General features: G+C 69.7%; 10 protein-coding genes. 3 read left to right on the top strand and 7 right to left on the bottom strand.

Going from position 1 to position 11474, the window contains the following annotated elements:
* Nucleotides 1-945, bottom strand: a 945-nt coding sequence (locus tag ACZ3IC_RS07555) for a carbohydrate kinase family protein (protein WP_467413569.1), incomplete at its 3' end; no start/stop codon positions are given.
* A 161-nt stretch (nucleotides 946-1106) separates the two neighbouring features.
* Here ACZ3IC_RS07555 and ACZ3IC_RS07550 point away from each other — a divergent pair.
* Complete coding sequence (locus tag ACZ3IC_RS07550) at nucleotides 1107-1307, top strand: hypothetical protein (RefSeq protein ID WP_467413567.1); 201 nt, start codon at nucleotides 1107-1109, stop codon at nucleotides 1305-1307.
* 138 nt (nucleotides 1308-1445) lie between these two features.
* Complete coding sequence (locus ACZ3IC_RS07545; protein WP_467413565.1) at nucleotides 1446-2909, top strand: hypothetical protein; 1464 nt, start codon at nucleotides 1446-1448, stop codon at nucleotides 2907-2909.
* Nucleotides 2910-2990: 81 nt separating this feature from the next.
* Here ACZ3IC_RS07545 and ACZ3IC_RS07540 read toward each other — a convergent pair whose 3' ends face one another.
* Nucleotides 2991-3347 (bottom strand): HesB/IscA family protein, encoded by a 357-nt coding sequence (locus ACZ3IC_RS07540; protein ID WP_030933606.1) that lies wholly within the window; start codon nucleotides 3345-3347, stop codon nucleotides 2991-2993.
* A gap of 223 nt (nucleotides 3348-3570) precedes the next feature.
* Here ACZ3IC_RS07540 and nadA point away from each other — a divergent pair, with 223 nt between their 5' ends.
* Nucleotides 3571-4779 (top strand): quinolinate synthase NadA, encoded by a 1209-nt coding sequence (gene nadA / locus ACZ3IC_RS07535; RefSeq protein ID WP_467413563.1) that lies wholly within the window; start codon nucleotides 3571-3573, stop codon nucleotides 4777-4779.
* A gap of 159 nt (nucleotides 4780-4938) precedes the next feature.
* On the opposite strand, the gene ACZ3IC_RS07530 is transcribed toward nadA, so the two are convergent.
* The 5 genes from ACZ3IC_RS07530 to ACZ3IC_RS07510 all read right to left on the bottom strand — a co-directional run bounded on the left by ACZ3IC_RS07530 (nucleotide 4939) and on the right by ACZ3IC_RS07510 (nucleotide 11468).
* Nucleotides 4939-8094 (bottom strand): efflux RND transporter permease subunit, encoded by a 3156-nt coding sequence (locus tag ACZ3IC_RS07530; RefSeq protein ID WP_467413561.1) that lies wholly within the window; start codon nucleotides 8092-8094, stop codon nucleotides 4939-4941.
* A 164-nt stretch (nucleotides 8095-8258) separates the two neighbouring features.
* Nucleotides 8259-8954, bottom strand: coding sequence for a response regulator (locus tag ACZ3IC_RS07525; RefSeq protein ID WP_467413559.1), 696 nt, complete (start codon nucleotides 8952-8954; stop codon nucleotides 8259-8261).
* Nucleotides 8951-10210: a sensor histidine kinase gene (locus ACZ3IC_RS07520; RefSeq protein WP_467413557.1), complete on the bottom strand. Its 1260-nt coding sequence runs from the start codon at nucleotides 10208-10210 to the stop codon at nucleotides 8951-8953. Before ACZ3IC_RS07520 ends, ACZ3IC_RS07525 begins: the two co-directional genes overlap by 4 nt.
* A 187-nt stretch (nucleotides 10211-10397) precedes the next feature.
* On the bottom strand, nucleotides 10398-10676 hold the full coding sequence (gene pspAA / locus ACZ3IC_RS07515; protein ID WP_467413555.1) for a PspA-associated protein PspAA: 279 nt from the start codon (nucleotides 10674-10676) through the stop codon (nucleotides 10398-10400).
* A 9-nt stretch (nucleotides 10677-10685) separates the two neighbouring features.
* Complete coding sequence (locus tag ACZ3IC_RS07510) at nucleotides 10686-11468, bottom strand: PspA/IM30 family protein (RefSeq protein WP_393691388.1); 783 nt, start codon at nucleotides 11466-11468, stop codon at nucleotides 10686-10688.
* Nucleotides 11469-11474: the final 6 nt, after the last annotated feature.

Genomic DNA, 11474 nt, shown 5'->3' with positions numbered 1-11474 from the left:
GGCGTCGTGGCCGTACGCCTTGGTGAAGCGGTCCATGAAGTGGGCGCGGCGCAGGGTGTACTCCTGGGTGCCGACCGTCTCGATGACCAGGGTGGCGAGCATGCAGCCGACCTGGGCGGCGCGCTCCAGGCCGACGCCCCAGGCGAGACCGGAGAGGAATCCGGCCCGGAAGGCGTCGCCGACACCGGTCGGGTCGGCCTTGGTCTCCTCCTCCGGGCAGCCGACCTCGATCGTCTCCTGGCCGGCCCGCTCGATCCGGACACCGCGGGCGCCGAGCGTGGTGACCCGGTGACCGACCTTGGACAGGATCTCCTCGTCGCTCCAGCCGGTCTTGGACTCGATGAGGCCCTTCTCGTACTCGTTGGAGAAGAGGTACGTGGCGCCGTCGAGGAGGATCCGGATCTCGTCGCCCCCCATCCGCGCGATCTGCTGCGAGAAGTCCGCGGCGAACGGGATTCCGCGGGTGCGGCACTCCTCGGTGTGGCGAAGCATCCCCTCGGGGTCGTCGGCGCCGATCGAGACGAGGTCGAGGCCGCCCACGCGGTCGGCGACGGACTTCAGCTCGATGAGCCGGGCCTCGCTCATCGCGCCCGTGTAGAAGGAGCCGATCTGGTTGTGGTCGGCATCCGTCGTACAGACGAAACGGGCGGTGTGCAGGACCTCGGAGATCCGGACCGAACCGGTGTCGACACCGTGGCGGTCGAGCCAGGCGCGGTACTCGTCGAAGTCGGAGCCCGCGGCGCCGACCAGGATCGGGTTCGCGCCCAGCAGACCCATGCCGAAGCAGATGTTGGCGGCGACACCGCCCCGGCGCACGTCGAGGTTGTCGACCAGGAAGGAGAGCGAGACCGTGTGCAGCTGATCCGCGACCAGCTGGTCGGCGAAACGGCCGGGGAAGGTCATGAGGTGGTCGGTGGCGATGGAGCCGGTGACTGCGATTCGCACGGGGAGACTGCTCCTGCGGAGATCGGGGGGAACGGGTGACTGCATTCCCGGGGCTGCGTGACAGTTCACGCTACCCGTTCCCCGTACTCACCCTGAAGGGGGGAAAAACTACCCGATAGTAGGGCTTTCCTCCTGGGGCGCGTGGTGCCTACGGTGCGGATATGCGGAACCACCACATCGCTACGCGCGAGTCCGAGATCAGCCTGGCCGAGCTGCGCGGTGACTGCGCGCGGATGGCGCCGCACTGGGTGGTCCCCGCGAAGTCTGCCCCCGTTCGGGTGGCGCCGTCCCTGATTCACGGGGTGAACGTGCCGGCCGCCTCCGCCCGCTTGATCGACGCCATGTCCGAGTACGGCGACTGAGACCGGCACCGGTCGCGCCCGACGCCCCTGGGGGAACCGTGCGCTCCCGTACCCCGTCCCACCGATGTCCCCACCCGTGGGACGGACGACAGGCCGGGTGACGGCGTGTGACGGCGATGCAGGCGAAGGAGCGATCCGGTGAGCACCGAGCGACCCGACAACGATGTGACCGGTCCCCGGCGGCGTTCGCCGCTCGCCGTGGCCTCGGTGGCGGCAGCCGTACTGCTGGCCGGGGGCGGCGGTGCGTACTGGGCCTCGACCGCCGCGGGCGGCGACGGCGGCAGCGGCAGCGCGGCGGACAGCGGGGGGCACACCCCGCCCCTGCTGGCCCTGGACGAGCGCGCGGGCGACCCGACGGCGCCCGAGGGGTCCTCGCGGGGCATCGCGCCCGGCGAGCCCGATCCGGACGGCGGTCAGGTGGTCTACCGCGCGTCCGGCGAGCTGCCCGAGGGGCCGCGTACGGCCGCGGTACAGCGCGCGGAGGGGACCGTCTCCGCGGCGGAGGTGGCCCGGCTGGCGAAGGCACTGGGGCTGCAGGGCACACCGCGGGCGGAGGGCACGGCCTGGAAGGTGGGGTCCGACGGGGACGGCTCGGGCCCGGTCCTCCGGGTGAACAAGCAGGCTCCGGGCACCTGGAGCTTCGCCCGGTACGGCTCCGGGGGAACGGACAACTGCGAGAGCACCACGGTCTGTTCGAGCAAGAAAGTGGCCCCGGACGGTTCGGGCTCCCCGGTGAGCGAGAGCGCCGCCAGGGCCGCTGCCGCGCCGGTCCTGAAGGCGGTCGGGCAGGATGACGCCACTCTCGATGCCCGCCAACTCATGGGTTCGGTACGGGTGGTGAACGCCGACCCGGTGGTGGACGGACTTCCCACGTACGGCTGGTCGACCGGGGTCCAGGTGGGCTCGGGCGGTGAAGTGGTCGGCGGCAGCGGGCAGTTGAAGGGGCTGGAGAAGGGCGACAGTTATCCGGTGATCAGCGCGGGCGAGGCGCTGAAGCGGCTGAACGGGGCGGCGTCCCGGCCGGACGGGCGCGCGGATCTCGGCGGGTGCGCCACTCCCGTACCGCTGGAGGATGGCTTGAAGTCGCCCGAGATCCCGTGCGGGAAGCGGACCGGGCCGGAGCGGCCGACGACGACCGTGACGGTCGACAAGGCGGTGTTCGGCCTGACGAAACAGTATGTGGCGGGCAAGCAGACGCTCGTACCGTCCTGGCTCTTCTCCGTGCGGCCGGCGGCGGGCGGCACAGGTGACACCGTGCCCCAGGTCGCCGTGGACCCTGCGTATCTGACGAAGGACGCACCGTCGGCGACGACCCCGCCCCCAGGGGACACGGAGAAGACCCGGCGGCAGATCCTGTCGTACAGCGCCGACGGACGGACCCTGTCCGTGACGTTCTGGGGCGGGGTGTGCAGCACGTACGCGGCGAGCGCGACCGAGGACGGGCGGACGGTACGGGTGACGGTGACGGAGTCGCAGCCGGACGAGAAAAAGGTCTGCATCATGATCGTCAAGGAGCTGACCCGGACGGTGACGCTCGACGCCCCGCTCGGTGACCGGACGGTGGTCGACGCGGCGTCGGGCGGCGATGTGCCCCGCGCCTGACGCCCGCCGCGTACGACAACGGCGGCGGCCCCGGAATCCGGGGCCGCCGCCGTTCTGCTGTTCTGCCGCTGCCTTCAGGGCCTAGCTGAAGGAGTCGCCGCAGGCGCAGGAGCCCGTGGCGTTCGGGTTGTCGATCGTGAAGCCCTGCTTCTCGATGGTGTCGACGAAGTCGATGGAGGCGCCACCCAGGTACGGAGCACTCATCCGGTCGGTGACGACCTTGACGCCGTCGAAGTCCTTCACGACATCGCCGTCGAGCGAACGCTCGTCGAAGAAGAGCTGGTAGCGCAGGCCCGAGCAGCCGCCGGGCTGGACGGCGACGCGCAGCGCCAGGTCGTCACGGCCTTCCTGCTCCAGCAAGCCCTTGACCTTGGCTGCGGCGGCGTCGGACAGGAGGATGCCGTCGCTCACGGTGGTGGTCTCGTCCGATACGGACATCTGCTTCTCTCCCGGGTTGTACGGAGACTGCTTGCCGACGTTGCAACCGTCGGGACCGCGGATTCATTCCGGGCCGAGCGCTTGCCTGTTCCATTCATGCTCGCACAACAACTGTCCCGGGGGATGCGTCACATCGACACTATGGCCATCGTCAAAGTGACATAAAGCGGTTATGATAGATAGCGTCATTTCGACGAAAAGGCTCCTCCGCAGAGAAGAAAGGGTGCGTGACGTGACCACGGCCCACCCCGTCCAGGATCTCGACGTCCAGCCGACGCCCCTCGCGCTGCTCCTCCTCGGCCGCGATGCCGACCCGAAGAGCGAGCGCGGCGTCGAGTGCCCCGGCGACCTGCCATCCCCGTCCGACCCGGACCTGGTGGAGCGTGCCCGCGCGGCCAAGGAGAAGCTCGGGGACAAGGTGTTCATCCTCGGCCACCACTACCAGCGCGACGAGGTCATCCAGTTCGCGGACGTCACCGGCGACTCGTTCAAGCTCGCCCGGGACGCGGCCGCGCGCCCGGAGGCGGAGTACATCGTCTTCTGCGGTGTGCACTTCATGGCCGAGTCCGCGGACATCCTGACCACCGACGACCAGAAGGTCGTGCTGCCGGACCTGGCGGCGGGCTGTTCCATGGCCGACATGGCCACCGCCGAGCAGGTCGCCGAGTGCTGGGACGTGCTGACCGAGGCCGGGGTCGCCGAGCAGGTCGTACCCGTCTCGTACATGAACTCCTCCGCCGACATCAAGGCCTTCACCGGCAAGCACGGCGGCACGATCTGCACCTCTTCCAACGCGAAGCGGGCGCTGGAGTGGGCCTTCGAGCAGGGGGAGCCCTCGGCAGGCAAGGTGCTCTTCCTGCCCGACCAGCACCTGGGGCGGAACACCGCGGTCCGGGACATGGGGATGTCGCTGGAGGACTGCGTCCTCTACAACCCGCACAAGCCGAACGGCGGCCTGACCGCCGAGGAGCTGCGCAGCGCCAGGATGATCCTGTGGCGCGGGCACTGCTCGGTGCACGGGCGCTTCTCCGTCGAGTCCGTCAACGATGTGCGCGAGCGGATTCCGGACGTCAACGTGCTGGTGCACCCGGAGTGCAAGCACGAGGTCGTGGCGGCGGCGGACCATGTCGGCTCGACGGAGTACATCATCAAGGCCCTGGAGGCGGCGCCGGCCGGCTCGAAGTGGGCGATCGGCACCGAGCTGAACCTGGTGCGACGCCTGGCGAACCGGTTCGCGGCCGAGGACAAGGAGATCGTCTTCCTCGACAAGACGGTGTGCTTCTGCTCGACGATGAACCGGATCGACCTGCCGCACCTGGTGTGGGCGCTGGAATCGCTGGCCGAGGGAAACCTGGTCAACCGGATCGAGGTCGACCCGGAGACGGAGAAGTACGCGAAGCTCGCGCTGGAGCGGATGCTGGCGCTGCCGTAGGGGGCGGGCGCCGCAGGCGGGGTGCGCCTGTGGGGGGCCTTCTCCCCCACCCGTCCCTTCCCGCAACCAAGGGCAAGCCCCGGACCCCCAACGCCACGCAGGCGTGCGGAGGCCCCGGCACCGTTCACCGGTGCCGGGGCCTTTCGTCTGCAGCGGGCGTCAGGCCTTCGCGGGTTCCGGCTCCTCGGCGGTGGAGTCCCCCGCCTCGGCCGGCGCCGGGACGCCGGTCTTCCCGGCGCGCTTGGCCGCCTTCTTCTTAGCCCGGCGCTCCTTGCGGAGCTCCACCATCGCGTAGAGCGTCGGCACCAGGAGCAGCGTCAGCAGCGTCGAGGTGACCAGGCCGCCGATCACCACGACGGCGAGCGGCTGGGAGATGAAGCCGCCCTCGCCGGTGACGCCGAGCGCCATCGGGAGCAGGGCGAAGATCGTCGCGAGTGCGGTCATCAGGATCGGGCGGAGCCGGTGGCGGCCGCCCTCGATGACTGCTTCGACGACGCCCATGCCCTGCGTCCGGTACTGGTTGATCAGGTCGATCAGCACGATCGCGTTGGTGACCACGATGCCGATCAGCATCAGCATGCCGATCATCGCCGGTACGCCCATCGGGGTGCCGGTGACCACGAGCAGGCCGAGCGCGCCGGTTGCCGCGAACGGGATGGAGACCAGCAGGATCAGCGGCTGGATCAGGGACTTGAAGGTCGCCACCAGCAGCATGAAGACGATCGCGATCGCGGCCAGCATGGCCAGGCCGAGCTTCAGGAACGCGTCGTTCTGGTCCTCGGAGACACCGCCGATGGTGGCGGTGGCGCCGTCCGGGAGCTTCAGAGCGTTGATCTTCGTCTGGAGCGAGGCACTGACCGCGCCGGTGTTGTCACCGGTGGGCTTGGCGGTGATGGTCGCGGCGCGCTGGCCGTCGATCCTCGTCATCGACACCGGTCCGGGGACCAGCTCGACATCGGCGATCCGGCCGAGCTTGACCGGGCCGAGGGAGAGGTTCTTCAGCTCGGCCATCGTGGTCGCCGGGTGGGCGGACTTGATGACGACGTCACGCTCGGTGTCATCCGTGATCATCTTGCCGGACGGGGTGCCGCGCACCGCTCCGGCGACAGCCGCGCCGAGCGTGGCCTGGTTGAAGCCGGCGTCCGCGGCCTTGGCGTTGGCCTTGACCGAGATCCGCGGGACGCTCTGCGCCAGGTCGCTCTGGACGTCTGTGACGTCCTTGAGCTCGGCCACCTCGGCCCGTACCTCTTCGGATGCCTTCTTCAGGACGTCCGCGTCGGCGGCCTTGACCACGACGCTGAGGTCCTGGCTGCCGAAGCCGTCGCCTGCGGCGATGGTGGTGTCACCGATGCCGTCGAGCTTGCCGAGCGCCTCGTCGATCCGGTCCTGCGTGGCGTCGAAGTCGTCCGAATCCTTCAGCGTCACCTGGTACGAGGCCTGGTTGGCTCCCGTGCCACCGCCGAAGGCGGCCATGAAGCCGGAGGAGCCGACCGTGACCTGGTAGTTCTTGACGCCCTCGTCGTCGGCGAGGACCTTCTCGACCTTCTTGGCCGCTTCGTCGGCGGCCGCCAGGCTGGTGCCGGGGGTCAACTCCTGCTTGATGGAAAGGACTTCCTGCTCGCCCTGGTCGAAGAAGTTGGTCTTCAGCAGCGGGGCCATGCCGAAGGTGCCGAGCAGCACCACGATGGCGATCACGATGCTGGTGATACGGCGCCGGGTCGCGAAGCGCAGCACCGGGACATAGAGCCGCTGGAGTCGGCTGCGGGCTTCCTTCTCCTCGGCCTTGCGACGGGCCTCGTCCGGGTTCTCCGTGCTGCCCTTCGGAGCGCGGAGGAACCAGTAGGACAGGACGGGGACGACGGTCAGTGAGACCAGCAGGGAGGCCAGCAGGGCCGCGGTGACGGTCAGCGAGAACGAGCCGAAGAGCTCGCCGACCATGCCGCCGACGAGACCGATCGGCAGGAAGACGGCGACCGTGGTGAGGGTCGATGAGGTGACCGCGCCGGCCACTTCCTTCACCGCGGTGATGATCGCGGACTGGCGCTCCTCGCCGTAGCCGAGGTGACGCTTGATGTTCTCCAGGACCACGATCGAGTCGTCGACGACGCGGCCGATCGCGATGGTCAGCGCGCCGAGCGTGAGCATGTTGAGCGACAGGTCGCGGGTCCAGAGCACGATCAGCGCGAGGACCACGGAGAGCGGGATGGAGACCGCGGTGACCAGGGTCGAGCGCAGCGACGCGAGGAAGACCAGGATCACGATGACCGCGAAGAGCAGACCGAGCGCGCCCTCGGTGGTCAGACCGGAGATCGCCTTGGAGACGGCGGGGCCCTGGTCGGAGACGATGGTCAGTTCGGCGCCGGCGCCGAGGTCCTTGCGGAGGTCGGGGAGCTTGTCCTTGACCGCGTCCGAGATGGCGACGGCGCTGCCGTCCTTGTCCATCGTGGCCACCACGGCGAGGCTCGGCTTGCCATTGGTACGGGTGATGGAGACCGCGGTGGACGGCTCCTGCTTCACCGTGGCGACGTCACCGACGCGGACCGCCGTGCCGAGGGCGCCCGTAGCCGGGTTCTGGACGGTGACCCGCAGGTCCTCGATCTGCTTCAGGGAGGTGAAGGCGCCGCCGACCTGGACGGTACGGCTCTTGCCCGACTCGGAGAAGGAACCGGCGGGGACGGTCGCGCCGCCCGCCTGGAGTGCCTGGGAGAGCGTCGCGGCGTTCAGACCGGCGGCGCTGAGCTTCTTGTCGTCGGGGGTGATGGAGACCTGGAGGTCCTGCACACCGTCGACGGAGACCTGGCCGACGCCGTCGATGTCCTCCAGAGCGGGGACGACCGTGCGGTCCAACTGGTCGGCGAGCGCCTGCTGGTCCTTGTCGGAGGTGACGGCAAGGACGACGGTCGGGATGTCGTCCGTCGAGCCGGCGATGACCTGCGGGTCCACGTCGTCGGGAAGTTGGGCGCGGGCGCGGTTCACCGCCTGCTGGATGTCGGCGACGAGCTGCTTGGTGCCCTCGCTGCCGAAGTCGAAGCTCGCCATGATGACGGCGTTGCCCTCGCTGGCGGTCGAGGTGACACCGGTGACGCCGTCGACGGCCTTGACGGAATTCTCGAGCGGCTCGACGACCTGCTTCTCGACCACATCGGGGGACGCTCCCTGATAGGGGGCGAGCACCGACACCATCGGGAGTTCGATGGTGGGCAGCAACTGCTGCTTGAGCTGCGGGATCGCGATCGCTCCGAATACGAGCGCGACGATCGAGATCAGCCCGATCAGGGCCCGTTGCGCGAGGCTGAATCTGGACAGCCAGGACATGGGTGGGTCTCTCTTCTGTGGCTTACGCGGCAGGTGGGCGGGCGGCTGGGGGACAGACCCGGCCCATCCGTACGATCGCTCATCCACCGGGGCCCGGGCGTCGCCCCAGGGTCGCTTCCTTATGCCGCGCATACCGCAGATGGAGTACGCCGTATCTCCACCCGTCACTCCACCCTGGGGCGCACCAGGCCTGATTCGTACGCAGTTACCACCAATTGAGCCCGGTCCCGGGCGCCCAGCTTCGCCATCGCCCTGTTCACATGGGTCTTGACGGTGAGCGGGCTGACGACGAGCCGCTCGGCGATCTCGTCGTTGGAGTGCCCGCCCGCGACCAGGACCAACACCTCGCGTTCGCGGCCGGTGAGCGCGGCGAGCCGCTCGGAGTACTCCGCGGCGCTCGGCCTGTCACCGCCCGAACTGTCGCGCTGCGCAAGGAAGGTGGCGATCAGGCCCTTGGTCGCGGCCGGTGAGAGCAGCGCATCGCCGCCCGCGGCGATGCGTATGGCATTGAGCAGTTCCTCCGGTTCCGCCCCTTTGCCGAGGAAACCGGACGCCCCGGCCCGCAGCGACTGCACCACGTACTCGTCCACCTCGAAGGTGGTGAGCATGACGACCCGCACATCCGCCAGTTCCGGATCGGCGCTGATCATCCGGGTCGCGGCGAGTCCGTCCGTACCGGGCATCCGAATGTCCATCAGCACCACGTCGGCGCGGGTCGCGCGGGCCAGTTCCACGGCCTGAGCGCCGTCCGCCGCCTCGCCGACCACCTCCATGTCGGCCTCCGAGTCGACCAGCACCCGGAACGCGCTGCGCAGCAGCGCCTGGTCGTCGACGAGCAGCACCTTGATGGGCGGTGTCATACCTTCTCCCCCGTCCGGCCCGCCGTGCCCGGTTCCTCCGGCTCTGCCGTCCGGGCCTCGACGGGCAGGATCGCATGGACCCGGAATCCGCCGCCGTAGCGAGGCCCCGCGGTGAGGGAGCCGCCGAGCGCGGTGACGCGTTCACGCATGCCGAGGAGGCCGTGACCGCCGCCGTCCCCGTTGTGGCCGCCTCCACCCGTGCCGTTGTCGATCACGGTGACCTCTGCCGTGGTCCCGACCCGTACGACACTCACCTCGGCCTTCGCCCCGGGGCCCGCGTGTTTGCGCACATTGGTCAGCGCCTCCTGGATCACCCGGTACGCGGCCAGGTCGACGGCCGCGGGCAGCGGGGACCACCGGTCGGTGCAGGCCACCTCGACCGGGAGACCGGCCCGCCGGACGGTGTCCACCAGCTCGTCGAGGCCGGCGAGCCCCGGGGCCGGTTCGGTAGGCGCCTCCGGGTCGCCGGATTGACGCAACAGCCCGACGGTGACCCGGAGTTCGTTGAGCGCGGAGCGGCTGGCCTCCCGGATGTGCGCCAGCGCCTCCTTGGCCTGGTCGGGGCGTTTGTCCATGACGTGGGCGGCCACCCCGGCCTGGACGTTGACCAGGGCGATGTGGTGGGCGACGACGTCGTGCAGATCGCGGGCGATCCGCAGCCGCTCTTCGGCGACCCTTCGCCGTGCCTCCTCGTCGCGGGTGCGCTCGGCCCGTTCGGCGCGCTCCCTGATCGCGTCGACGAAGGCGCGCCTGGAGCGGACGGCGTCCCCTGCGGCGCCGGCCATGCCGGTCCAGGCGAAGACCCCGAGGTTCTGCTGGCTGTACCAGGGCGCCGAGCCGAACAGCATCGCGGCGGCCGTCAGCGCGGACATGGTCAGCAGACCGACCCGCCAGGTGGTGGGCCGGTCGGTGCGGGCGGCGACGGTGTACAGCGCGATGACGGCACTCATCACCACCGGGGCCGGTGGGTCGAAGCCCACCAGCTCGACGAGCGTCAGCCCGGCGGTGGCCGCGAGCACCGGCATGGGACTGCGCCGCCGCCAGATGAGCGCGATGGCACCGAGCACCATCAGGAGCACACTGCCCACCTCGGGCCTGCGGGTGCCGAACGTGGGGCCGTGCGGTGCGTTCGCGTCGACGAACGACCCGATGATCATGGCCACGAGCACGGCCAGGGCGAGCGCGGCGTCCAACGCCAGGGGATGGTTGCGCAGCCAGTGCCGAACGCGCAGCACCCCGATTCCGAGGGTGGTCATGTCAAGCTACGTTACGGCGTGTCGCGCGGGAATCGGTCCGGGTCGTACGGCGAAGACGGCACGGAGCATGCTGAACCGCCGGAGCTGCGTGCCACTGGCACAGCCGTGCCGCGGACACAGCCGTGCCCCGTGTCCGGCGGACCGGACACGGGGCACGGACCCGTGCGAGTGCTGGAGAGCGCCGACGTCAGCCGGGGATCAGCCCGTCGTCCCGGAGCATGGCGCGCACCTCTTCGAGGGTCGCGTCGGACGACGGAAGGATCAGCTCGGACGGCTCCAGGGAGTCGTCCGCCAAGGGGGTACCGAGTTCGCGCACCCTGGCGAGGAGCGCGTGGAGGGTGGAGCGGAAGGCGGGGCCGTCGCCGCGCTCCATCTCGGCGAGCAGTTCGTCGTCGAGCCCGTTGAGCTCGTCGACATGACTGTCGGCCAGTGTGACCTGACCCTCCCCCATGATCCGTACGATCATGACGCTGCCTTAACTTTTGTCGAACTTGTGCGGGGACTGGGACGACTGCTGCTGCGCCGCATCCTGCGGGCCGCCCTCGATCGCCTGCTGCTGGGTGGAACCGCCGGCCAGCTCGGCCTTCATGCGCTGCAGCTCCAGCTCCACATCCGTACCACCGGAGATCCGGTCCAGCTCGGCGGCGATGTCGTCCTTCGCCGTCCCGGTCGGGTCGTCCAGGGCTCCGGAGGCGAGCAGCTCGTCGATCGCGCCGGCCCGGGCCTGCAGCTGCTGGGTCTTGTCCTCGGCCCGCTGGATCGCCAGACCGACATCGCCCATCTCTTCGGAGATGCCGGAGAAGGCCTCGCCGATCCGGGTCTGCGCCTGGGCAGCGGTGTAGGTGGCCTTGATGGTCTCCTTCTTGGTACGGAAGGCATCGACCTTTGCCTGCAGCCGCTGCGCCGCGAGAGTGAGCTTCTCCTCCTCGCCCTGCAGCGTGGTGTGCTGCGTCTCCAGGTCGGTGACCTGCTGCTGGAGTGCGGCGCGCCGGGACAGCGCCTCGCGGGCCAGGTCCTCGCGGCCGAGCGCGAGCGCCTTGCGGCCCTGGTCCTCCAGCTTGGACGACTGCCCCTGCAACTGATTCAGCTGCAGTTCCAGCCGCTTGCGCGAGGTCGCCACATCGGCGACACCGCGGCGCACCTTCTGAAGCAGCTCCAGCTGCTTCTGGTACGAGTAATCGAGGGTCTCGCGCGGATCCTCGGCCCGGTCAAGGGCCTTGTTTGCCTTCGCGCGGAAGATCATCCCCATACGCTTCATGACACC

This window comes from Streptomyces sp. NPDC002958, assembly GCF_055563255.1.
The sequence above is the reverse complement of the archived record's forward strand: the minus strand, read 5'-3'. Positions and strand labels throughout refer to the sequence as shown.